General features: G+C 62.3%; 21 protein-coding genes. 13 read left to right on the top strand and 8 right to left on the bottom strand.

The genetic code is table 11. The annotated features are described in order from the left end of the window. Positions 1-64: 64 nt before the first annotated feature. The 7 genes from D0N36_RS13420 to D0N36_RS13390 all read left to right on the top strand — a co-directional run bounded on the left by D0N36_RS13420 (position 65) and on the right by D0N36_RS13390 (position 8,816). Positions 65-358 carry a hypothetical protein gene (locus tag D0N36_RS13420; protein WP_116942328.1) on the top strand — a complete coding sequence of 98 codons (294 nt, stop codon included), beginning with the start codon at positions 65-67 and terminating at the stop codon, positions 356-358. A gap of 243 nt (positions 359-601) precedes the next feature. Beyond that, positions 602-1,663: a tetratricopeptide repeat protein gene (locus D0N36_RS13415; protein ID WP_116942306.1), complete on the top strand. Its 1,062-nt coding sequence runs from the start codon at positions 602-604 to the stop codon at positions 1,661-1,663. A gap of 68 nt (positions 1,664-1,731) precedes the next feature. Next, positions 1,732-3,771 carry an OmpA family protein gene (locus D0N36_RS13410; RefSeq protein WP_116942305.1) on the top strand — a complete coding sequence of 680 codons (2,040 nt, stop codon included), beginning with the start codon at positions 1,732-1,734 and terminating at the stop codon, positions 3,769-3,771. 137 nt (positions 3,772-3,908) lie between these two features. Next, positions 3,909-4,310 carry a two-component regulator propeller domain-containing protein gene (locus D0N36_RS20280; RefSeq protein WP_190242671.1) on the top strand — a complete coding sequence of 134 codons (402 nt, stop codon included), beginning with the start codon at positions 3,909-3,911 and terminating at the stop codon, positions 4,308-4,310. 454 nt (positions 4,311-4,764) lie between these two features. Then, complete coding sequence (locus D0N36_RS13400; protein ID WP_190242670.1) at positions 4,765-7,389, top strand: ATP-binding protein; 2,625 nt, start codon at positions 4,765-4,767, stop codon at positions 7,387-7,389. Positions 7,390-7,441: 52 nt separating this feature from the next. Beyond that, a complete protein-coding gene (locus tag D0N36_RS13395) occupies positions 7,442-8,152 on the top strand; it encodes a LytR/AlgR family response regulator transcription factor (protein WP_116942302.1) in 711 nt (236 codons plus the stop codon). A 55-nt stretch (positions 8,153-8,207) separates the two neighbouring features. Then, positions 8,208-8,816, top strand: coding sequence for a PKD domain-containing protein (locus tag D0N36_RS13390; RefSeq protein ID WP_147320889.1), 609 nt, complete (start codon positions 8,208-8,210; stop codon positions 8,814-8,816). 31 nt (positions 8,817-8,847) lie between these two features. Here the strand turns inward: D0N36_RS13390 and D0N36_RS13385 are convergent, their stop codons facing one another. Then, entirely contained in the window at positions 8,848-9,759 is a 912-nt protein-coding gene (locus tag D0N36_RS13385; RefSeq protein WP_116942300.1) for an SDR family oxidoreductase, read from the bottom strand. A 182-nt stretch (positions 9,760-9,941) separates the two neighbouring features. After that, positions 9,942-10,583 (bottom strand): peptidylprolyl isomerase, encoded by a 642-nt coding sequence (locus D0N36_RS13380; protein ID WP_116942299.1) that lies wholly within the window; start codon positions 10,581-10,583, stop codon positions 9,942-9,944. A 219-nt stretch (positions 10,584-10,802) separates the two neighbouring features. Between D0N36_RS13380 and D0N36_RS13375 the strand changes: the two genes are divergently transcribed. Continuing rightward, a complete protein-coding gene (locus tag D0N36_RS13375) occupies positions 10,803-11,441 on the top strand; it encodes a DUF2238 domain-containing protein (RefSeq protein WP_116942298.1) in 639 nt (212 codons plus the stop codon). 127 nt (positions 11,442-11,568) lie between these two features. Here the strand turns inward: D0N36_RS13375 and hemC are convergent, their stop codons facing one another. From hemC to D0N36_RS13355, 4 genes are all read right to left on the bottom strand, one after another. After that, positions 11,569-12,501: a hydroxymethylbilane synthase gene (gene hemC, locus D0N36_RS13370; RefSeq protein WP_116942297.1), complete on the bottom strand. Its 933-nt coding sequence runs from the start codon at positions 12,499-12,501 to the stop codon at positions 11,569-11,571. 336 nt (positions 12,502-12,837) lie between these two features. Next, positions 12,838-13,974, bottom strand: a complete 1,137-nt coding sequence (locus D0N36_RS13365; protein WP_116942296.1) for a DNA polymerase III subunit — start codon at positions 13,972-13,974, stop codon at positions 12,838-12,840. A 39-nt stretch (positions 13,975-14,013) separates the two neighbouring features. Next, positions 14,014-15,246 (bottom strand): GlmU family protein, encoded by a 1,233-nt coding sequence (locus D0N36_RS13360; RefSeq protein WP_317191473.1) that lies wholly within the window; start codon positions 15,244-15,246, stop codon positions 14,014-14,016. Positions 15,247-15,389: 143 nt separating this feature from the next. Next, positions 15,390-15,656, bottom strand: coding sequence for a type B 50S ribosomal protein L31 (locus D0N36_RS13355; protein ID WP_116942295.1), 267 nt, complete (start codon positions 15,654-15,656; stop codon positions 15,390-15,392). Between the two features lie 284 nt (positions 15,657-15,940). Here D0N36_RS13355 and D0N36_RS13350 point away from each other — a divergent pair, with 284 nt between their 5' ends. The 5 genes from D0N36_RS13350 to secDF all read left to right on the top strand — a co-directional run bounded on the left by D0N36_RS13350 (position 15,941) and on the right by secDF (position 21,697). Beyond that, entirely contained in the window at positions 15,941-16,339 is a 399-nt protein-coding gene (locus D0N36_RS13350) for a hypothetical protein (RefSeq protein WP_147320888.1), read from the top strand. Positions 16,340-16,418: 79 nt separating this feature from the next. After that, positions 16,419-16,997 carry an RdgB/HAM1 family non-canonical purine NTP pyrophosphatase gene (gene rdgB / locus D0N36_RS13345; RefSeq protein WP_116942293.1) on the top strand — a complete coding sequence of 193 codons (579 nt, stop codon included), beginning with the start codon at positions 16,419-16,421 and terminating at the stop codon, positions 16,995-16,997. 385 nt (positions 16,998-17,382) lie between these two features. Then, on the top strand, positions 17,383-18,015 hold the full coding sequence (locus D0N36_RS13340) for a uridine kinase family protein (RefSeq protein ID WP_116942292.1): 633 nt from the start codon (positions 17,383-17,385) through the stop codon (positions 18,013-18,015). 135 nt (positions 18,016-18,150) lie between these two features. Next, positions 18,151-18,528 (top strand): hypothetical protein, encoded by a 378-nt coding sequence (locus D0N36_RS13335; protein WP_116942291.1) that lies wholly within the window; start codon positions 18,151-18,153, stop codon positions 18,526-18,528. 205 nt (positions 18,529-18,733) lie between these two features. After that, a complete protein-coding gene (gene secDF, locus D0N36_RS13330) occupies positions 18,734-21,697 on the top strand; it encodes a protein translocase subunit SecDF (protein WP_116942290.1) in 2,964 nt (987 codons plus the stop codon). Positions 21,698-21,926: 229 nt separating this feature from the next. Here the strand turns inward: secDF and D0N36_RS13325 are convergent, their stop codons facing one another. Further along, positions 21,927-22,556 (bottom strand): NifU family protein, encoded by a 630-nt coding sequence (locus D0N36_RS13325; RefSeq protein WP_116942289.1) that lies wholly within the window; start codon positions 22,554-22,556, stop codon positions 21,927-21,929. Positions 22,557-22,731: 175 nt separating this feature from the next. Beyond that, positions 22,732-23,808 (bottom strand): chorismate synthase, encoded by a 1,077-nt coding sequence (aroC, locus tag D0N36_RS13320; RefSeq protein WP_116942288.1) that lies wholly within the window; start codon positions 23,806-23,808, stop codon positions 22,732-22,734. Positions 23,809-23,912: the final 104 nt, after the last annotated feature.

The raw sequence follows: 23,912 nt of genomic DNA, 5'->3' as shown, positions 1-23,912 counted from the left end.
AAACCCCGGCCGGCCCGCAGAAGTTTACTGCCTGAACCGCTTCTGTATTCTTCAGCCCGACGTTATGACTTACCAGAACTTCCTCGATTCCCAGACCCAGCATGAAACGCCGGCCGGCCTCTCGCCCCTGCTCGAAGCCCTTTGGTACGCCGGCCGCGACGAGTGGCACAAGGCCCACGCCATTGCCGAGCAACACGAAGACGCCCCGCTGTTCGACTGGCTCCACGCCTTTTTGCACCGCCAGCAGGGCGACGCCGACAACGCCGCCTACTGGTACCGCCGCGCTGCCCGCCCCGAGTTCGACGGCTCGTTACGCCACGAGTGGCAGGAAATGGTAAAGACCCAACTGCCTGATTGAATTTTGAGCTATTAGCTGACAGCTGTTAGCAGTTAGCTTTCTATTCGGCATTGCCTTGGCTCACTTACGCCGCCCGAATGCTTAAACGGGCCGGTCGGTACTCCGTGGTTTGTTACTGACCAAGCTTGTTTTTGGTACTATTACATCTTGACAAAGAACAACTAGCAAGCAATTTAGCCGCCTGATTAGCCATATCCAGTAGAAAAAATTACATTTATCCCGCGCCTTTTAAATTGGCGGGATATGATGCGGAAAATTCCTGTTTTACTGCTGGGCTTAGTATTGAGTGCGGCGGCTGCCCAAGCCCAGGTGGATAGCGTACGGGCCTCCACCCTGCCGCCCGACCAGCAGGCCGAGCGGCTCTACAATAGCGGGCTGGCCAAGTTCAAGCAGCAAAGCTACCGCGCCGCCGTACTCGACTTCGACAAGGCCCTGGCCGTGAAGCCCGACTTTGCCCGCGCCTATACCAACCGCGCCGCTGCCCGCTACGAGCTGAAAGACTACCAGCCTGCCGTGCAGGATTACGACCAGGCCATCAAGCTCGAACCCGGCACCTTCGCCTCCTACTTCGGGCGGGCCCGGGCCGAGGAGGCGCTGCAGCAGCCCGCTGAGGCCGAGCGTGACTACGGCCGGGCCGCCGAGCTGCAGGCCGACTATGCCCCGGCCTGGTACTACCGCGGGGCCCTCCGCTTCGAAAAGGCCGATTATACCGCGGCCAAAACTGATTTCGACGCCGCCATCAAGGCCGACCCGACCTACGCCTACGCCTGGCACGACCGGGGCAGTGCCCAGCGCCGGCTTGGCAACCTGCCCGCCGCCATCCAAGACTACAGCCAGGCCCTCACGCTGCAGCCCGAGCTGCTGCCGGCTCTGCTCAACCGGGCCGGCACCCGCCGCCGCGCCGGCGACCTGAAAGGCGCTTTGCAGGACTACGACGCCTACCTAGCTAAGAAACAGGACCACGCCCTGGCCTACACCAACCGCGGCGCCACCCGCTACGAGCAGGCCGACTACAAGGGCGCCGTCGAGGACTTTGGGCGGGCCGTGGCACTCGATGCCGGCTACGCCTTCGCCTGGAACAACCGCGCCGCCGCCTACCTCAAGCTCGAAGACTACAAAAAGGCCGAAGCCGACGCCAGCAAGGCCATCAGTCTGAGCAAGGACTACGCCGAGGCCTACCTCAACCGGGGCCACGCCCGCGAGATGCTCCGCCAGCCCGACGCCGCCTGCCAGGATTGGCGCCGCGCCGCCGAGCTGGGCTTGGAAGTGGGCACCACGCACGCCGCCAACTCGGGCTGCCCGTAGCCCACGGCGCCGGTCGGCCCAGCAGTACGGAATCCAACTACCCAATACTCAGTACTCAATACTGACTTATGTACAAGTACCTACTCGTTTTTCTGCTGCTCACGGCTTCGGCGGCTTCGGCCCAGAGTGTGGAGTTCAGCAAAGACCGGTTCGGCAACGACAAGGACGGCCTGAAAGCGGCCCAGAAGGACCTGAAGGCCGGCGACGCGTTCTACGAGTCGGACCCGCCGCGCTACGAGCAGGCCCTGGTTTTCTACCTGAAGGCCCAGCAGCTCAACCCCAACAACGACCAGCTCAACCTTAAAATAGGCGACTGTTACCTGCATTCGGGCTTTAAGCCCCGGGCGCTGGAGTATCTGCAACGCGCCTACCAGCTCAACCCCGACGTGAGCCCCCGCATCCACTATTTGCTGGGCCGGGGCCTGCACCTGAACGCCAAGTGGAACGAAGCAATTGCCGAATATAAGCGCGCCATTCCGGCCAGCGGCACCAAAAACACGGCCGGGCTGGTGCTCGATATTCAAAAGAAGGTAAAGGAGTGCGAAAACGGCCGCCGGCTGGCTGCCAAACCCAGCCGCGTGTTTATCGACAACGCCGGCCAGGGCGTGAACTCGCCCTACCCCGACTACGGCCCCGTTATCACGGCCGATGAGTCGGTTATCCTGTTTACCTCGCGCCGCGAAGGCTCGACGGGCGGCAAAACCGACCCCGAGTTGGGCGGCTATTTTGAGGATATTTACCAGAGCGCGCGCGAAGGCAAGGATAACTGGAGCGCGGCCCGCAACCTGGGCGAGAACATCAACACCGATGGCCACGACGCCACCGTGGGCCTCGCCCCCGACGGGCAGCGGCTGCTGGTGTACCTGGAAGACAACGGCGGCGACCTGAACCAGGCGGAGCTGCGCGGCACCGAGTGGAGCCGCCCCCAGAAGCTGGGCTCACGCATCAACTCCAAGTACCACGAGTCGTCGGCTTCCTACACGCCCGATGGCCGCCACTTATTTTTCGTGAGCGATAAGGAGGGCGGCTTGGGCTCGCGCGACATTTACCGCATCGAAATTGAAGGCCGCGGGCCAGCCCAGAATCTGGGGTCGGTGATTAATACATCGTACGGCGAGGAGGGCGTTTTTCTGCATCCCGATGGTAAAACCATGTACTTCAGCTCGGAAGGCCACGATGCGATGGGCGGCTACGACATCTTCAAATCGGTGCTGGAGAACGGCAAGTGGAGCAAGCCCGAAAACCTGGGCTGGCCCATCAACACGCCCGACGACGACGTATTTTTCGTGATTTCCGCCTCGGGCCGGCACGGCTACTACTCCTCGGTGCGCGAAGACGGGCTGGGCGGCAAAGACATCTACCAAATCACCTTTCTGGGGGCCGAGAAGCCGCCTGTGCTCAGCCAGGAAGACCAGCTGCTGGCATCCAGAGTACAGCCGGTGAAGGAAACCCTGCTGGCTCCGCCGGTGGCCATTGTGGCGGCCCAGGTAACCATTCTCAAGGGCGTGGTGAGCGAGGAAGCCAGCCGCCAGCCTCTGGAGGCCACGATTGACGTTATCGACAACTCGCTCAACCAGGTGATTGCCTCGTTCCAGTCGAACGCGAAGTCGGGCCGCTACCTGGTGTCGTTGCCCTCGGGCGTGAACTATGGCATTGTGGTGCGCAAGGAGGGCTACCTGTTCCACTCCGAGAACTTCGATTTGCCGGCCGGCGCGGCCTATTCGGAGGTCGTAAAGGATATTGCCCTCAAGAAGCTCGATGTGGGCGTGAAGGTGGTGCTCAACAACATCTTCTTCGATTTCGACAAGGCTACGTTGCGCAAGGAAAGCACCGGCGAGCTTGAGCGCCTGCAAAAGCTGCTGACCGAAACCCCCGCCCTGCGCCTCGAAATTTCGGGCCACACCGACAACGTGGGCGCCGACGCCTACAACAAGGACCTCTCGCAGCGCCGCGCCAAAGCCGTGGTCGATTACCTCGTGGGCAAGGGCATCGACAAGGGCCGCCTGACCTTCGCCGGCTACGGCGACACCCAGCCCGTGGCCCCCAACACCACCAAAGCTAACCGCCAGCTTAACCGCCGCACCGAGTTCAAGGTAACCGGCAAGTAAGCGGCGGGCCGGGGTACGGCGGCAACGCTGGTACCCTGGCGGGCTAAACGCCCGCACGGCCTATTTCACCGAGAAAAGACGGCGGCTGAACGCGCACGCCGGTTATGGAGTGTTGCTACGCGTATCTTGCTTGCCCGATGCGCCGCCTGCTTCTTCTCCTCTTTCTACTCACCCGGTTTGCCGCCGCCCAGCCGCTACCCGCAAAGCTGGCATTGAAGCAATTTGGGCCGGCGGAGGGGCTCCCGCAGCCGTTCATCTACGCGCTGGTACAGGACCGAGCCGGCTACCTCTGGCTGGGCACGGCGGAAGGCCTGGTGCGCTTCGACGGCACCACTTTCCGCACCTTCACTACCCGCGAAGGGCTGGCCGAGGACTTCGTGACCCAGCTGGCCCTGGCCCCACGTTCCGGCCGCTGGCGGTGCGCCACTACCAGGGTGGGCAGTCAGTTGAACAGGGTACCGGCTTCCGGCCGGCCACAGTCGCCGAAGCGGGCCTGCTCGCCGCCAAGGGGCTGCCAGCGCCCGACACGGCCCGCCTGAACCAGCTGCGCCGCCGCTACCAGCTCGCCCTGCCCGCCGACCTGGTGGTTACCGATGTACTGCGCGACACCGAAGGCACGTATTGGCTGGCTACGGCCGGCCAGGGCCTGTGGCGGCTCACCGACCCGCACGTTTCGCTGCTACCTCTGCCCGGCTTGGTTTCGCTGGTGCGCCGTGGCCCGGTACTGCTGGCGGCCACCCGCGCCGGACAGGTGCTGCAGTTCAATGCCACCGGAAAAAGCCCGCAGCCAGTCCCGCTCACGCCGCTGCCCCTGTTACATTCGATGGCGCACGTTGGGCCGTAGCCGGCGCTGAGGCAGCGGCCGTATGGCAGCGTAATCTGCCGCTGCTGCTAAACTCCGAAGCGAATCGACCCGCGCTGGAGCTACTACCGGCCGGGCTGGCCGTAACGGCACTGGCCCAGGATACGGCCGGCGGGCTGTGGATAGGTACCGTGGGCGAGGGGGCTTACTATCTGCGCGAAGGCCGGCTCAGCCACCACACTACTGCCAACGGCCTGCTCCACAACGACATTTATGCTATCCTGCCCGACCGGCAGGGCCGGGTGTGGTTTGCCACGCACGGCACCGGACTGGCGGTGCTCGAAGCGGGCGAATTCCGGGTGTACCGCGTGCTGGCCGGCGGCATTGGGGCTTCGGCTCTGTGCCAGGATGCCGCCGGCCGAGTATGGATTGGCACCGACGGCGACGGCCTGTTCAGCTTTGAGAACGGCCGCTTCCGGCAGTTCACCACCCGCAACAGCGGGCTGGCCAGCAACTACTGCTACGGTCTGCTGCCCACGCCCGCTGGCCTGGTGGTACAGCACGCCGAAGCCTTGAGTCTGGGCCGGAGCACGGATTTCAGCCCGCTTACCGCGCCCGGCAACCCGCTGGTACGAAACCTGCTGCCCAACGCCGCCGGGCTGCTGGCCGGACTTACCCCGGCGGTGTTACTGGCCAGTCGGGCGGGTTTGCTACGAGTCGGGTTGCCCGCGCTGCCGACTCCGGTTCGGCCGCGGGTTTCGCTGGTGGCGGTGGAGGTGAACGGGGCCTCGCGCCGGCCCGACTCGCTGGCCGAGCTGCCGGTGGGGCCTCACCATCTCACCTGGTTTTTCCGCACCGCCAGCCTGGCCCCGGCCGGCACCTGGCAGTACCAATATCGGCTGCGCGGCTACCAGCCCGCCTGGAGCCGCGCCAGCGGTTTTACAGAAGCCGATTTCCCCCGGATCGGGCCCGGCCGCTACACCTTCGAGGTGCGCGCCCGCCGCGGCGCCGAAGGTACCTGGGGGCCGGCTACTACGGCCCGGTTCGGGGTGGCCACGCCCTTCTGGCAGACCGGCTGGTTTGCGCTGCTGAGCGTAGCGGCGGTATTCGGCGGCATCTGGGGCTTCCTGCGGGTGCGCACCGCCACGCTACGCCGCCAGAAGCAGCAGCTTGAAGCCACCGTGCATGAGCGCACCACCGAGCTGCGCCACCAGAAGGACGCCACCGAGCTGGTAAACGCCGATTTGCTGGTAGCCCGCGACGCGGCCGAGGCCTCACAGCGAGCCAAGGCGCAGTTTCTGGCCAATATGAGCCACGAAATCCGTACGCCGCTGAACGCCGTTATCGGGCTTACCCACCTGCTGCGCGGCACCCGCGTCGATGCCGGGCAGCAGGAGTACCTGGAGGCCATTCAGTCGTCGTCGCAGAATTTGCTGGTTATTCTCAACGACATCCTCGACTCCTCGAAGATGGAAGCCGGCAAGCTCACGCTGGATCAGGTGCCGTTCCGGCTGCCCGCGCTGCTGGAACGGGTGCAGGCCATGTTCCGCTTCGCCCTCGATGCCAAGGGCTTGTACCTGCGCACGGAAGTCGACTCCGGCGTGCCCACGGCCATTACCGGCGACCCGGTGCGGCTGCAGCAGGTGCTGGTGAACCTGGTGGGCAACGCCGTGAAGTTTACGGCCCACGGCGGCATTACGCTGCTGTTGGAATCCGGCCCGGCCACCAACGCGGCCAGTGAGCCAGTGTTGCGGTTTGGGGTGCGCGATACGGGCATCGGCATTGCGCCCGAGCAGCAGGAGGCCATTTTCGAGGACTTCTCGCAGGCCAACGCCAGCACCACCCGGCAGTACGGCGGCACCGGGCTGGGCCTGAGTATCGCCCGCAACCTGGTGCGGCTGCATGGCGGGCGGCTGTGGGTGGAAAGCGCCGAGGGCCGGGGCAGCACGTTCTGGTTTGAAATTCCGGCCCAACCCGCCGATCCGGCTACCATACCACCGGAGGCCCCGGCCGTGCTGCCGCCCTTCGAACCCGCCCTACGGGTGCTGGTGGCCGAAGATAACGTCCTCAACCAGCTCGTGGCCCGCCGCACCCTCGAAGCCTGGAACGTGCAGGTAACGGTGGCCGACAACGGCCGGCTGGCCGTGGAAGCCGCCCGCCGGCAGCCCTTCGATGCCGTGCTGCTCGATGTGCAGATGCCCGAAATGGATGGCTACGAGGCCGCCCGCCAACTGCGGCTCCTGTTCCCCGACCCCAGCCGGCTGCCCCTAATCGGCCTTACGGCCTCGGCCCTACCCGAAGACCGGGTGCTGGCTCTGGCCGCCGGCATGAACGACACGCTGGCCAAGCCCTTCGACCCGGCCGTGCTCTACGCCCGCCTCGTCCACTACACCGGCCGCACTCCGCCCGCCACCGCCAGCGAACCGGGCCCCGGCCTGCAAACCGCCCCCACCGAACCGGCCCGACCTTCTGAAGCCACCGCCACCGAGCCGCCCGACTGGACGCTGCTGGAGGAGCTGGCCGGGGGCAGTTCCGCTTTCGTGGGCCAGTTGGTACGCACCTTTTTGGCGCAGGCCCCGCCGCTGGGCCGGCAGCTGCAAGAGCTGCCGGGGCCGGCGCTGGCCGAGGCCGCGCACAAGCTGCGGGGCCAGGTAGCTTATTTTGGTATGCCGCAGCTTTGCCAGCTGCTGGAAGAAGTGGAGGCCACCGCCCGTCAGGAGCCGCCCCATCCGGCCTTGCCTGCCCGGCTCACCGACATTCAGCGCCGCCTGCAGGCCCTGTATCCGTTGCTGGAGCAGCGGCTAGCCGGGGTCTAGCCCGATTCTGCTTTGATGGAATTCTGCGAAGAAAGACTGTAGCTTTGCACATATGGCCGAAACTCCTGCTTCCCTTCGCTGCCTGGTGGTCGACGACGACCCGCTGGCCGTGCAGATTGTTGAAAACTGCGTCGCCAACACCCCGTTTCTGGCGCACGTCGGCAGCTGCAGCAGCGCTCTGGTGGCCGCCGAAATGCTGCGTGAGCAACCCATCGACCTGCTGTTTCTCGACGTGGAGATGCCGCTGATGTCGGGCCTCGACCTGCTGCGCACCCTGCGCAATCCGCCGTTGGTGGTGCTCATCACCAGCAACAAAGGCTACGCCGTGGAGGCCTTCGAGTACGCCGTGCTCGATTATCTGGTGAAGCCCATCAGCTACGCCCGCTTTCTACAGGCTGCCCAGCAGGCCCGCGAGGCGCTGGCGAGCCGCGCGCAGCCGGCCGAGGCCGACGCTACGTTCACCTTCGTGAAGGTGGATAGCAAGCTGGTGAAGGTGCAGTTTGACGAGGTGCTGTTTGTGGAAGCATTAGGCGACTACGTGCACATCGTGACCAAGCACAGCAAGCTCATCGTGTACAGCACGCTGCGGGGCATTGCCGAGAAGTTTCCGGCGGCGCTGTTTGTGCGAGTGCACCGCTCGTTTATTGTTAATATCCGCCAGATTCAGACCATCGAGGACAACTCCATCATGCTGGCCGGCAAGCTTGTTCCCATCGGCCAGACCTACCAGAAAGAGGTTTTCCAGCGCCTGAACCGGTTCTAGCCTCCTTCGGTCAGACGCAACCTTTCCAAATATCCCTACCTCGCTCGTTACCGTGTTGCTTCGCGTATTTCGCCCTGTGCTGCTGCTATTGCTGCCACTGCTTTTACTGGCCCGGCCGGCGGCAGCCCAGCAGCCCGGCGACACCATTAGCGTGACTTGCCCGCCACCGCGCGTACCCAAACTGTGCGTGGAACTCGACGCCCGCCAGGCCGTAGACCCCGCCGCCGGGCCGCTCATCTTCCGCTGGGATATGGGCGACGGCACGCTGCTTACCGGCCCCACCGTGGCCCATTGCTATGCCGAGCGCCGCCGCTACACCGTGCGCCTCGACGTGGTAGACGAGGTCAGCGGCGAAGTACGACCGGCCGAAAAACTGCTCGACGTTGATTTCACGAAGCAAACCGTGGTCAACTTCCGGGCTGCCGACACAGTGCGGGTGGGCCAGCCGGTAGCCTTCGATGCCGCCGACTCGCAGCTGCCCACCTGCCGGAACATGGTGGTCATCTGGGATTTTCGCGACGGAGCTACCGGCACCGGCCCGCGGGTCGAGCACCGCTTCCGCCGGCCCGGCAGCTACGCCGTGCGCATGGCCCTGCGCGCCAACGGCCCCGGCGCCTGCCCCGACAGCCACTGCGTGAGCCGCCAGGTGGTGGTGCTGCCCTAACACTTATTAAATTAGTCCGGTGGCGGGGGCCCTACAACGGGACTTCGTCGGCCTGCCCGGCTACCAGGGCAATGCCTTCGGCCAGCGGGTGGGGTCGGTAGCCCAGCTCGCGCACCGCTTTATCAACCACAAAGCCCGTGCGCAACGGGCGGCGGGCCGGCTGCGAAAACGTATCGGCGTCTACCCGGCTGATAAGACCGGCATCGAGCTGAAAATAAGCGGCGACCTGCAGCGCCAGCTGGTAGGGCGTGCAGAGCTCGGCCCCGCTGATATGGTAGATGCCGGTGGCGTTGAGGCGGGCCACCAGCCAGCAGCCCTGGGCCAGGTCCTCGGCCAGCGTGGGGGTGCGCAGCTGGTCGTCCACCACGTTTATCGGCTTGCCCGCCCGCAGCGCATCGCGCACCCACAGCACCAAGTTGGTGCGGCCGTAGTCGTGGGCCACGCCGTACACAAGCACGGTGCGCACAATGGCCCAGGGGCCGCAGCTTTCGCGCACCAGCTGCTCGGCGGCCAGCTTACTTTCTCCGTAGAAATTCACCGGCCCCGGCACGGCATCCTCGGCCAGCGGGCCCGTTTCCCCGCTGAAAATAAAATCGGTGCTCAGGTGCACCAAATGCACCTGGTGCTGCTCGCAGGCGGCCACCAGATGCGCCACTGCCGTCACGTTCTGGTTCCAGCAGTCGGCCTGGTGCAGCGCGCACTCATCCACATTGGTCAGGGCGGCCGTGTGGATGAGGTGGGTGGGTTTTTCGGCTTCGATTACCTGCGCTACACGGGCCGCATCGGTTACGTCAAGCGGCACAAACGGCACCTGCGGATACAGACTGGCCAGCTTGTTGGGGCCGCGCGAAGTAGCCACCAGCGCCACGCCCGGCTGCCGGCTCAGCAGCGCCACCAGCTTCTGTCCCAGCAGGCCATTAGAACCGGTAATGAGGATTTTCATTGTGTGAAGCAGGAAGTGCGAGGTGAGTATTGAAACGTCAAAAGAACGTCATGCTGAGCTTGTCGAAGCATCTCTACCGCTTTGCAAGAGTCACTCAACAAAGCGGTAGAGATGCTTGACAAGCTCAGCATAACGTTTTTATCGGTCCGGGATACTTTCTAGACAGCTGCGATGCTCACTTCTCAATACTGATACCCGAACTGCTCGGTAATCTTCTTCTTTTTCAGCTTTTCCACCTTCATCGTCATTTTGATGTCGGTGAGGGGGCGGTTGGCGGGGCCGGCGGGCTGCTGGGCAATCTTATCCACCACCTCCTGGCCGCTGATAACCTGGCCGAATACAGTGTACTGGCCGTTGAGATGAGGCGTGCCCTGGGGGTTCTGCACGATGTAGAACTGTGAGGCGCTGCTACGGCGCTCGGGGTTCGCGAAATCGGCGGTGCGGGCGGCGGCTATGGCGCCGCGCACATGGGTCAGCGCGGGCCGGATTTCGGCCGGCAGCGTCTGCTCGCTGGCTGGCCCCTGGCCATCGTTGCCGGGGTCAGCGTCCTTCGAGTTGGGGTCGCCGCCCTGCACCATGAAGTTGAGAATGACGCGGTGGAACGTGGTGCCGTTATAGAACCCGCTGCGGGCCAGTTTCAGGAAATTGGCCCGGTGCACCGGCGTGAGCTCAGAAAGCACCAGCCGGATGTCGCCCAGCGGGGTATTGATGGTGACGAGCTCGTCTTTTTTGCTTTTGCGGGGCTTTTTGGCCGCCTGCGCGGCGGGTATGGCCAGCGTCAGCACCAGGCCCAGCAGCAGGGTGCGGCGAAAGAAGTTTTTCATGCGAGGTAAGCGGGCAGAAAGTTTAACAGCGAACTGAGGGTCAAATTTACGCAGTTTCTTTACGGAGCTACGCAAAAACCCGGGGCTTACCGCTGGATCTGCCACCTAATGGCTCCCGGCTTCGCCCCGCAAACCCGGCGCAGCTACCCGCCTTCACACAGCTGGCGCTATGCCGGGTTTGCGTAGGTTACCGCGTCTTTTCGATTTTCCTGTTCCCCTATGCCCTCTGTTTCGGCTCCGGCCCGTCCTTTCCACTGGTTTCCGGCCCTGCTGCTGGCCGTCTACCTCATCGAATTCGTGGCCCTGGGTTTGCACCCCGCCGACCGGGCCACCTGGTGGGCCGAAAACGTGCCCATTATGCTGCTCGCAGGCCTGTTGACGGTGCTGTACCTGCGGGGCGTGCGCTTCTCCAACCTTGCCTACGCGCTGATGAGCGTGCTCATCTTCCTGCACACTGTGGGCGGGCACTACACCTTCGAGAAGGTGCCGTTCGACTGGTTCAACAACCTATTCGGCTTTCAGCGCAACATGTTCGACCGGGTGGCCCACTTCTCGGTCGGCTTCTACGCCTACGCCCTCATCGAGTACACCGATTCGCGCCAGCTCATCCGTAGCCGGGCCATCAGCTACCTCTACCCGCTCTGCGTCATCGGCACGGTGGCCATGAGCTATGAGCTGATTGAGTGGGTGTATGCCGAGCTGGCGGGCGGCGACAGTGGCGCGGCTTTCCTAGGCAGCCAGGGCGACATCTGGGATGCCCAGAAAGATATGCTGGCCGACACCACCGGCGCCATTTTCGCCCTAGCGCTGTACGCGTTGTTTAAGGGTGATGAGGATAAAAAAGGAACGTCACTCTGAGCGAAGTCGAAGAATCTTTACCGTAGTAGTACCCCCTGATAGCGGAATTGCTTTGGCAGGTGAGATTCTTCGACTTCGCCTCCGGCTTCGCTCAGAATGACGTTCCTTTCACCCCATCGTCAACTAACTACTTACCGTTGCGGATTTCCTCCAGGATTTCGCGGCCACCACGCCCCAGGATATTTTCGGCTATTTCGGTGCCGAGCTGGGCGGCAGCGGCGGCGGGAGCCGTGCGGATTTCTTCGAGAAACTGAGCGCCGTCGAGGCTGATGAGGCCGGCGTGTAGCTGCACCGTCTGGCCATCGGGGCTTAGGGTGGCCAGCGCGAAGCTGGGGATGCTGCAACCGCCTTCCATGGTGCGCAGGTAGGCGCGCTCGGCCCGCAGGCACACGTGGGTGGCGGGGTGGTCGAGCAGGCGGTGTAGTTCAGCCTTGAGCGCCGGCTCCAGGTTACGGGCGCACTCCACGGCCACGCTGCCTTGGCCGGTGGCGGGCACAAAGCGGGTTTCGGGCAATATGTGCCGAATCAGGCCGTCGTACTCCATGCGGTGTACGCCGGCATAGGCCAGTATGAGGCCGTGGTAATGGCCTTCTTCGAGTTTGCGCAGGCGGGTTTGCAGGTTGCCACGCACGTCGGCGGCGGTGGCGTGGGGCATAAACCGGCGCAGCATCGCCCGGCGACGGGTGCTGCTGGTGCCCAGCACCAGGTCGGGGCGGTTCAGGTCGAGGTCGGCGTCGAAGCTCAGCACTACGTCGTTCACCTTTTCGCGCTCCATAAAGGCCAGCAGCTCCAAGTCGTCGGGGATGCTGCTCTGCACGTCTTTGGCGCTGTGCACGGCTACATCGATGTGGCCGGTGCGCAGGCCCTCTTCCAGCTCCTCGGTAAACACGCCCTTCGAGCCGATTTTATCCAGCGAGCGGTCCAGCACGATGTCGCCCTTGGTGGTAATAATGACGATTTCCGGCTCCAGGCCGGCGGCTTTCAGCCGGTCGGCCACGTGGTTGGCCTGCCACAAAGCGAGCTTGCTGCCCCGGGTGCCGATGCGAATATGTTTTTTCACTAGGAATTAACGTCAGAAAACAGAAAGCTTGGGACCAGAAACCCGTTCTCAGCCCCTGCCAAAGGTACTGCTCCGGCAACTGAAGAAGCGAGCCTATAGTGGTTTTAGCACTGGCTATAGCAAGTTAGCAAACTGTATTTTATTGCTCTGCAAGCCAGAGAAGGCGTTTTCATTTACTATTTCGCTTGCGTTACGGAGGGCGCCCTAGGGGCGGGGCTTGTCCCCGCCCGCCATTCACGCCGTTGAGCAAAACTGTTGAAGCGGCCCAAACGGCGGGCGGGGACAAGCCCCGCCCCTACGGCGCCCGCAACTTAGGGCAAAAGCCAGCAAAGCAAATTACGCCCGCAGCAGCTCGGCCAGGCGCAGCGAGACGTCAATGAACACCATGCGCGGGTTGGCGTTGCGCTCGATGTGGTAGTGCGCCTCGTTGATTTCCTGAGTGAGTGCGTCGGCGTTGCGCGGCGTTACAAAGGGGCTGAAGCTTCTGATGAAGCCCTGCTCCTGGGCCGGCAGGTGCGGCACCAGTTGCGGGTCGAGGCCGAAGAGCAGCACCTTACGCAGCAGCGCCAGCGCATACTGGAAAAACTCTTTCTGGTTTTCGCGGCCCAGCTTCTGGAATTCGTCGCTGCGGGTCAGCATATCGGCCACTTTGTTGCCGTAGCAGGTGCGCATCCAGCCCACAAACAGCTCGTAATAGTCGTGTTCGGCGCTGGCTCCGTCGGCGCTGGCGGCCAGCGCCGCGCCCACGTTGCCGTTGGTGAGCTGGGCCAGCTGCCGGGCTTTGGCTTCGGGCACGTTCTGGGTAGTGCGTAGCCAATCGGTCAGCTCCTGCTCGGCCGGAGCGCGCACTACCACCGGCTGCACCCGGCTGATGATGGTGGGCAGCAGCTGCTCGGGGGCGAAGCTCACCAGCAGAAACACGGTGGCGGGCGGCGGCTCTTCCAACAGCTTGAGCACGGCGTTGGCCGCCGCCGGGTGCATCAGCTCAGGCAGCCAGATAATAACCACCTTGAAGCGCGCCTCGAAGGCCTTGAGGCTCACCAGCCGCAGCAGTTGCACGCTTTCATCCTTGGAAATGCTGCCTTGCTTGTTCTCAGCCCCAATATGCTGCATCCAGTCGTTGAGGCCCTGGTACGGATTGCCAAGCACGAACTCGCGCCACTCGGCCCCGAACTTGCTGCTCGTAGCATCCTTGGCCACCGCTTTGGTGGTGGTCACGGGCACAATGAAGTTGAGGTCGGGATGGATGAGCTTGTCGATTTTCTGGCAGCTCGGGCAGGCACCGCACGAATCCTCGGCCTCGGGCGGGCGGTTTTCGCAGTTCAGAAACGCCGCGTAGGCCAGCGCCAACGCCAGCGCCGCCGAACCTTCGGCCCCCCGAAACAGCTGGGCGTGGGCCACGTGGTTGCGCCGCACGCCGCCCATCAGCAGCTGCTTTACCTGGCCAGGCCCCGGAACAGCAGAAAAGCGCATTTCTTTTAATGAATAGTGACTAGTGATTAAGCGGAAAAGTCATGTTGAGCGCAGCGCCAAGGGTCTACTCTGCCCGCTCCCACACCCGGTCCTTGGACGTGGCTTCGTACACGTGGCGCATGACTTCCTGCTCGGCTTCGTCGTAGGCGAGGTGGCGCGCGCCATTACCCGCTCGGCTACCTCACCCGCTTTGGGCAGGCGGAAGGTTTCGAAACCGGCCGGACCGCCCCAGGCAAAGCTTGGAATAAAGGCCCGAGGAAAACCGGCCCCAAAGATGTTGGCCGCCACGCCCACCACCGTGCCGGTATTGAACATTGTGTTGATACCGCACTTGCTATGGTCGCCCATCATCAGGCCGCAGAACGTCTGGCCCGTGTTCACGAACCGGCCGGCCACGTGGCTCCAGATTTTAACCGGCGCGTAGTTGTTTTTGAGGTTGCTGGTGTTGGTATCGGCGCCGATGTTACACCACTGCCCGATGACCGAGTTGCCCAGGTAGCCCTCGTGGCCCTTGTTGGAGTAGCCCATGATAATGCTGTTGGCCACCTCGCCCCCCACCCGGCAGTGCGGGCCGATGGTATTGTCGCCGCGCAGCTTGGCGCCGGTGTTGATGTGGGTTCCCTCGCAGACGGCCAGCGGCCCTTTTAGAGTGGCTCCTTCGTGTACTTCCACGTTCCGGCCCAAGTAAATCGGGCCGTCTTCGGCATTGAGGATGGCAGCCCGGATTTTCACGCCGGGCTCGATGAAGATGTTTTCCAGACCATATACAATCGTGTGCGGGTCGCTTATCGGGGCCGACTCGCGGCCGGCGGTCAGCAGCTCAAAATCGAGGCGTATTTCGGCCCCGTTGCGCAAAAACAGGTGCCACAGCTCCCCGATAACGGCCACCGGCTCGGCTACTTCGTGCGTATTCCGGAAACCTTCCTGAATCAGCTCGGCCACCTTGGTGGCGTCGGTTAGGTGAGCGGCTACCAACAGCTCGCCATCGAAAAGGGCGCTGCCGACCTCCAGAGCCTGTACTTGGCGCACCAGCAACTCGTCGGGGCACACGGCACCGTTGATGACTAAGGCTGGGCCGGTCGTGTCGCCGGCCGGAAACTTGGCCTGCAGGTAGCCTTCGGTCAGGTAGCCGATCTGGGACACGCCGAGGCGGTGCTGCCATTTTTCGGCCAGCGTAAGGATGCCGCAGCGCAACGCCGCCACAGGCCGGGTAAAGGTGAGCGGCAGCAGCCGGGGCCGGATAGCCGGGTCGTCGAAGAGCAGAACATGCATGAGAAAACGAGTTACAAGCCGCAAGCTACAAGCTGCCTGCGGACGGAGCAAAAGTAGGAAAGACGGAAAGGGAACAAACAAAAACTCCCGCTGGCAGGGCTGCCAACGGGAGTTTTGGGAACATAGAGCTTGTGGCTTGAAGCTTACTCGCTTTCGCTCTGCTGGGTCTTCTTGCTGTAGCGGGTGCGGAATTTCTCCACGCGGCCGGCGGTGTCGATAAACACGTTTTTGCCGGTATAGAACGGGTGCGACGCCGAGCTAACTTCCACCTTGATAACGGGGTAAGTCTTGCCGTCTTCCATGGTGATGGTCTCGTTGGAGCTCATCGTGGAGCGGGTCACGAACTTGAAGTCGCTGGAAGTGTCCTGGAATACCACTTCGCGATACTCGGGATGAATTTCTTTTTTCATGGTCGTAGGGCCGTTTGTACCTGAGTGCCTGCCGATTTTGCGGAAGGGACTGCAAAAGTACATGTTAGGTCCGGATTTTAAAAACGTCCGACGTTTTTTTCCTCGTGCCTGTCCGACGGGCGTTCGACACCATGCCGTTCCCGGATATGGCCGCCGCCGGTAAAACGAATGTTTCCGCAGCTTCCACTGCCCCCAAAGCCTCCGGTCCCGCGCTGTGCTTTTGGACGAAACTAATTATGTTTGCACTGCTCTCCGCTCTATTCATTACCACTATCGATTTCGCTATGAACCGCTTACCTGCCCTGTTAGGGCTTCTGCTGCTGCTTTCCGGGCTGGCCTCGGGCTCGGGGCTACTGCTTTTCCGTACCCAGGCCCTGCCCGGCGGAGTGCAGCTGGAGTGGGCCGCCACCAACGCACCCGGCGTTATCAGCTATGGCATCGACCGGCAGGATGGGCCGACGGATGATTTCGACCACCTGACGAGCCTGACGGCCGGTTCCCAGTCGCGCTACTCCTACTTCGACCGCCATACCCGCCCCATAGCGGGCGCCGGCGGCACTGTAACCTACCGCCTCACAGTACATTCGCCGCCGCGCGCCCCTGCTTACCTCAGTTCACCTCCCCCTCCCCCCAACCACCCGCTAAACAGCTGCTGGAGCCTTATCAAGCAGATGTTTCGCTGAGTGCGACAAAGCCGGCCCCAGGCCGGCTTTTTTATGGCTGACCTTTGCCCCGACTTCCACTCATTCAACTCCTGCTGCCATGCGCCTTTGCTTCGCCTCCAACAACGCCCATAAGCTCGACGAAATCAGGCCGTTGCTGCCTGCCACTGTGCAGCTCCTGAGTCTGGCCGATATCGGCTGCCACGAGGAACTGCCCGAAACCCAGGCCACGCTCGAAGGCAACGCCCGCCAGAAGGCCCAGTACGTGTGGGACCATTTCGGCGTGGCCTGTTTTGCCGATGACACCGGCCTAGAAGTAAGCGCGCTGGGTGGCGCGCCCGGCGTGTATTCGGCTCGCTACGCCGGCCCCCAGCGCCTGGCCGAAGATAACGTAGCCAAACTGCTGCGCGAGCTGCACGACAAAGCCGACCGCACGGCCCGATTCCGGACCGTAGTGGCCCTGGTATTGCCCAACGGCACCATACACGAGTTTGCCGGGGCCGTAGAAGGCCGCATCAGCCCAGAGCTACACGGCACTGGCGGCTTCGGCTACGACCCGGTATTTGTACCGGTTGAAGGAGACGGCCGCACATTTGCCGAAATGCCACTGACCGAAAAAAACGGCCTCAGCCACCGCAGCCGCGCCGTAGCCGGACTCGTGGCGTTTCTGAATCAGTAGTGAGCGAGGAGAACTGACTACAGAAAAGGGAGAAAAGAACGTCATTCCGAGCAGCGCGAAGAATCTCGGGTGCTGACTTCATAGTGTTGAAGCTGTTTGGAAAGTACCCGGAATCAATCAAAACGTCATGCTGAGCTTGTCGGAGCATCTCTACCGCTTCGTTGAACGACCGCTACGAAGCGGTAGAGATGCTTCGACAAGCTCAGCATGACGTGCTGTTGACTTTGTAAACAGCTTCGTTGATTTAACGGGGCGAATTAGCTTGACATGCGCGATTCTTCGCGCTGCTCAGAATGACATTCTTTTCTCATTTCCCCCTTCTCACTTCTAATAATCACTACTTTTGCAGGGTTGGCCCTGCCGGTACGGGCCTCGCTTTTCCCTTATGCAACAACCTTTCATCGTCGGTATCACGGGCGGCAGCGCCTCAGGCAAAACCACTTTTCTGCGCCGGCTGCTGGCCTCATTTCCCGAAGAGGATATTTGCCTGATTTCGCAGGACAACTATTACCACCCGCGCGAAAACCAGCTGGTCGATGCCCAGGGCGTCACCAACTTCGACCTGCCGACCTCCATCGACTCGGCGGCCTACGCCGCCGATGTGCTGCGCATCAGCCAGGGCAAAGAGGTACGCCGGCCCGAGTACACCTTTAATAACCCCAATGTGGTGGCGGCCGAGCTGGTGTTTCGGCCCGCCCCTATTGTGGTGGTAGAGGGCATTTTCGTGTTCTACTTTGAAGCCGTGGCCCGCCTGCTCGACCTGAAGGTGTTCATCGATGCCCAGGAACACGTGAAGCTGCAGCGCCGCATTATCCGCGACCGGGACGAGCGGGGGTATGACCTGGAGGACGTGCTTTACCGCTACACGCACCACGTGGCACCCACCTACGAGAAGTACATTAAGCCCTTCCAGCAGGACGCCGACCTGATTATCCCGAACAACCACCGCTTTGATAAAGGCCTCGATGTGCTGGTGGCTTACCTGCGCGGCAAAGTGGTAGCCAGCCGGACCGAATAGCCAGCCCCACCTACCTTATTACAGCCAGGCCCCCGAAATTTTCGGGGGCTTTTTCGCGGATTTGGGCCAGCGGTGGGCCGGGGCGTTGCAGCCGGGCAGGCAAAAACCTATATTTGTAGTTCTTACACCTGTTCCGTGCTGCTGCTCACCGCCTTTTTACCGCGTCTGCGCCTGGCCTTTCTCACCCTGACGGTGCTGATGGTGCTGGGCCTCAACCACCAATCGGTGGCGACGTTGCGGGTGCTGCCAGTTGCCGGCGGGCCGACCCGCGCTGCCGTGGCGGCTCGCACGGCCGTGGTGAAGGAGCGCGTAAACCTGGAAGCCACGCCCGTTTGGGTGGCCGAGCTGCCCGGCGCGGCCGATACCTGGCTGCCCGCCCCACTGCTGCTGCTCCCGGCCGGGCCACAATGGCCGGCTGCCACGCAGCCCATTGCTTCCTCCCGTTTTAACCGGACAACAGGTTTTTTCCGGACCCGGCTACTGCGCGTGGCCCTCTCGCCCCAGGCCCCCTAGCATTTTCTAAGGGGAAGAACAGGAGTACTGGGGCTCAGGTGAAAACCGGCTGAAGCCTTCCTTGCAAAGCTTGGTGCTTGCGGAAGCCCTGGTGCTTTTTCACTCCGCTCCGGCTCCCACTCTTCCCTTTTTCCTTTCTGTATAACTGCTTTCCAGAACAGTAGCCAACGGCTAACCGCTATTGGCTAACAGCTCAACAAAATCAATGCGTAATAAAGGACTCATTATCACGCTGACAGTTATTCTGTCGGCGTTATGCATCTACTTCCTCTCGCTGACTCTCATCTCGCGGGGCGTGCAGCGCGATGCTGAGCGCTACGCCGCGCGGGGCGGCCAGCTCGTGGAAAAACAGCGCCAGCACTACCTCGACTCGGTGTGGCGCGCGCCCGTGTTCGGGCCGCTTACTTACAAGGAAGTCCGGCAGTCGGAGCTGGGCCTGGGCCTGGACCTGAACGGCGGCATGCACCTGACGCTGGAAGTATCGCCGGTAGAAATCGTGCGGGCCATGAGCGGCAAGAGCAAGGATGCCAACTTCAACAAGGCTATGGCGCAGGCGCAGCAGCTGCAGCGTACCAACCCCTCCACGCCCTTCACCACGCTGTTTGCCCAGTCTTTCCGGCAGGTGGCCCCCAACGATAAGCTGGCACGCATCTTCGCCAACACCATCAACAAGGGCGCCATCGACATCAACTCGTCGGATCAGCAGGTCACCAACGAAATCAACAAGCAGCTGGAGGACGCCATCGACCGCTCGTTCAACATCCTGCGCACCCGCATCGACAAGTTCGGCACCAGCCAGCCCAGCATTCAGCGCGTAAAAGGCACCGGCCGCATCCAGATTGAGCTGCCCGGCGTGGATAACCCCGACCGCGTGCGCAAGCTCGTGCAGGGCCAGGCCAAGCTGGAGTTCTGGGAAGTATGGCGTCAGGATGAGTTTGCGCCCTACCTCAACCAGCTCAACCAGGTGCTGAGCGCCAAGGAAGCCGCCGCTACGCCGGCCGCGGCCGCCGCTACTACCGCTGCTGCTACCGCCGCCCCGGGCGACACTTCGGCCCTGGCCCGCCAGCTGGCCCAGAAAAACACCGCTGCCGCCCAGACCGATTCGGCCGCCCCCCAGAAAAACGTACTGGGTAGCCTGTTCACGATGCCCGGCACGCTGGGTGCCAACATCCGCGACACGGCCCGCGTGAATGCCGTGTTGCGCAGCGCCGACACTCGCGCCGTACTGCCTTCCAACCTGACCCTGATGTGGGGCGTGAAGCCCGACATGATTGACGGCCAGGAGTACCTGCAGCTCTACGCCATCCGCAAGAGCCGCGACGTGGAGGCACCTATCGGCGGCGAGGTTATTTCTGATGCCATGGGCGACTTCAGCCAGCAGGGCGCCGGTGCCGAGGTATCGATGCAGATGAACCCCAACGGTGCCCGCAAGTGGCAGCGTCTGACGGCCGCCAACATTGGCCGCCAAGTGGCCATTGTACTCGACGACTACGTGTACTCGGCCCCCGTGGTGCAGGCCGAAATTGGGGGTGGACGCTCGAGCATTTCGGGCAACTTCACCATCGAAGAAGCCAAGGACCTGGCCAGCGTACTGAAAGCCGGTAAGCTGCCCGCTCCCACCCGCATCGTGGAAGAAGCCGTGGTAGGCCCCTCACTGGGCCAGGAAGCTACCAACCAGGGCCTGCTTTCCATCATCGCCGGCCTGGTGATTATTATGGTGTTCATGGCGGCCTACTACGGCCGAGCCGGCCTGGTGGCCGATGCCGTTCTGCTCTTCAACCTGTTCCTGATTATGGGCGTGCTGGCCCAGTTCAGCTTCGCCCTCACCCTGCCCGGCATTGCCGGTCTGTTGCTCGTTATTGCGGCTTCCGTGGATGCCAACGTACTCATCTTCGAGCGAATCCGCGAGGAGATGGACCACGGCCTGTTGCCTAAGGATGCCATCAACAAAGGCTACTCGCGGGCTTTTTCGGCTATCTTCGATGCCAACGTCACGACGCTTATCATTGCCTCCATCCTGTTCATCTTCGGTACGGGTCCGGTGCAGAACTTTGCCATCACGCTGCTGATTGGCGTATTCACCTCCTTCCTGTCGGCCGTGTATATTTCGCGCCTGATTGTGGAGTGGATGATGAAGGGCAAGGAAACGACTTCGCTCACGTTCAGCACCTTCCTTTCGCGCAACCTGTTCAAAAACATCAACTTCGACATCGTGGGCAAGCGCAAGCTGGCCTACGTGTTCTCGACTGTCTTCATTCTGGTGGGCTTCGGGTTGATGTACCTGCAGGGCGGCCCCAACTTGGGCGTCGATTTCCGGGGCGGCCGGGCCTACGTGGTGAGCTTCGAGAAGCCCGTGGTGGCTTCCGACGCCCGCGACTTCCTCACCAAAGAGTACTTCGCCGGAGCCGGTACCGAGGCCAAAACCTTTGGCACCAACAACCGCCTGCGCATCACGACCGGCTACCTGGCCGACGACGAGAGCACAACGGCTGACGATAAAGTGAAGAACGCGCTGCTAACGGGCCTCAACGCCAAGTACGGTGCCCTCAAGCCCAACATCGAAAGCACCTCCAAAGTAGGCGCCACCATTGCCGACGACATCAAGCGGACTTCGGTACTGAGCCTGGGCCTGACGCTGCTGGCTATTTTCGTGTACGTGCTCTTCCGCTTCGAGAAGTGGCAGTACTCGATGGCCGCCGTAGTGGCCCTGTTCCACGATGCACTTATCGTTATTGCCTCCTTCCCGATTGCGCGGGCCTTTGGCCTCAACTACGAGATGGACCAGGTGTTCGTGGCTGCCATCCTGACTACCATCGGCTTCTCGATGAACGACACCATCGTGATTTACGACCGAATACGTGAGTACCTGCAGGAAAACAAGCAGCTCACGTTCGCGCAGGTGGTGAACCCGGCCCTCAACAGCACGTTCTCGCGCACCATGATTACGTTCACCACCGTGTTCCTGGTGATGCTCGTGCTCTACATCTTCGGCGGCGAAACCCTGCGTTCGTTCTCCTTCGCCATGCTGCTGGGCGTGATTTTTGGCACCTACTCGTCGCTGTTCATCGCGGCCCCGCTGATTCTCGACACCTACGGCCGCAAAGAAACCGACCGCCTCAGCGACGCCGACACTACCGGAGTCCCCAAGTTGAGCACCTCGCACACCTAAAATCACAGATGTTGCAGATGGTGCAGATGCCGCAGATTCGTTCTGCTTGCTTCTAAACAGAAAGAGCCCGGCCAATTGGTCGGGCTCTTCGTTTTGGTGGATGGCAGAATGGTGTTACCTCATTCTTCATTAAAACAGAAAGAGCCCAACCAAACGGCCGGGCTCTCCCTCATGTTCATCGTGCTGACGCCTGCATCTGCGGCATCTGCACCATCTGCAACATCTGTGATTAAATGGTGATGCCTTCAGCAACTACTGATGTTACCTCGGGAACCATACGCTTGAGCAGGTTTTCGATGCCCGACTTGAGCGTAACAGTGGCCGAAGGGCAGCCGGAGCACGAGCCCTGCAGGTTCACTGTTACAATGCCGTCGTTAAAGCTTTTGAACGTGATGTTGCCACCGTCCTGCTCCACGGCGGGGCGCACGTAGTTATCGAGCAGGTCGATGATTTTCTGGCTGGTGGCCTGATCGGCTTCCGAAGCATCGGCGGGCGTGGCGGCAGCCTGCTGGGCAGCCTTCTGCTCCACGGCGGGGTCGACGGTGAAGATGGGGCCGTTGGCCTCGATGTACGACTTGAGAAAGGTACGCAGCTCCGGAATCAGCTGGGCCCACTGGTGGTCAGTGCTCTTGGTGATAGTCACGAAGTTCTGGGCGATGAACACGCGGCCCACATAATCGAAGTTGAACAGCTCCTGGGCCAGCGGCGAATTAACGGCGGCTTCCAGGTTGGGGTAGTCCACGCTCACACCATCAGCCAAAAGCTGGGCGTTGAGCACGAATTTCATGGATTCGGGGTTGGGCGAAGCCTCGGCGTATATCGATACCGGGCCGGCGGGGGCAGTGAGTTGTTCAGCCATGTTTGAAAGACTTGGAGACAAGCGGAGAGAAATCAGGCCATTTTGGTCGGCCTCAATACCATAAAACCGCACGGGGCGGCAATAGTTGCAAAGGTAGCTGCTTTGAGCCACACGCTTCAGGCTGCAAGCGGCAAGCTTTCGGAACGTGCTTGCCACTTGTAGCTGAAGCGTGTGCTCAAGCCTTGTTCGCACGGGCCCGCAGTAGCATATCGGCCAGCACAAGGCTGGTCATGGCATCGACGATGGGCACGGCGCGGGGCAGCACGCAGGGGTCGTGGCGGCCGCGGCCGGCCAGCGTAACGGCCTCGCCCTGGTCGTTGATGGTGGCCTGGGGCTGCAGAATGGTGGCTACCGGCTTGAAGGCGACGCGGAAATACACGTCCTGGCCGTTGCTGATGCCGCCCTGAATACCGCCCGAGTGGTTGGTGCGGGTACGCACGCGGCCGGTCTCATCGGTATAGAACCCGTCGTTGTGTTCGGAGCCGAACAGCAGCGTACCGGCAAAGCCCGACCCATATTCGAAGCCCTTCACGGCGTTGATGCCCAGCATGGCCCGACCGAGTTCAGAATGTAGCTTATCAAATACCGGCTCGCCGAGGCCGGCGGGCAGGCCCTGCACCACGCCCGTTACGAGGCCGCCCACCGTATCGTGCCGGTCGCGCGTCTGGCGGATGAGGGCGGCCATGCGCTCGGCCGTTTCGGGGTGCGGGCAGCGTACGGGGTTCGAGTCAATCAAACTCAAATCGAGCCCTTCGTACCCCACCGGCACGGCCACCGCCCCCACCTGCGACACATAGCTGTTCACCTTTATATAGTGCTGATTGAGTAGCTGCTGGGCCACGGCGCCGGCAGCCACGCGCGCGGCTGTTTCGCGGGCAGAGCTGCGGCCGCCACCCCGGAAGTCGCGCCGGCCGTACTTCTGGTCGTAGGTGTAGTCGGCGTGCGAGGGGCGGTAGGCGTGCTCGATGTGCGAGTAATCGTGACTGTGCTGGTCCTGGTTGCGGATATAGAGGCTGATGGGCGTGCCGGTGGTCTGGCCCCGGAAAATGCCCGACTGCACCTCTACCCGGTCGGCCTCGGAGCGGGGCGTCGTAAGGTCCGACTGCCCCGGCCGGCGCCGGTCCAGCGCCGCCTGAATCTGCTGTTCCTCTACCGCCAGACCCGCCGGGCAACCATCAATAACTACCCCAATTCCCGGCCCGTGCGACTCGCCAAATGTGGTAATGCGAAACAAGTGACCGAAAGTGTTCATGCGATGAAGTAGAAAGAAAGCAAACAGATGAGTAAAAGTACGCCCAGCGGCCTGAGCAAAGCACGAAGCCCAGGCAGAGGCCGTTATTGAAGCCAGCTTCTGCA

Source organism: Hymenobacter lapidiphilus (assembly GCF_003417065.2).
In the GTDB taxonomy this organism is placed as follows: Bacteria; Bacteroidota; Bacteroidia; order Cytophagales; family Hymenobacteraceae; genus Hymenobacter.
This window is presented reverse-complemented; position numbering and strand designations above follow the sequence as displayed.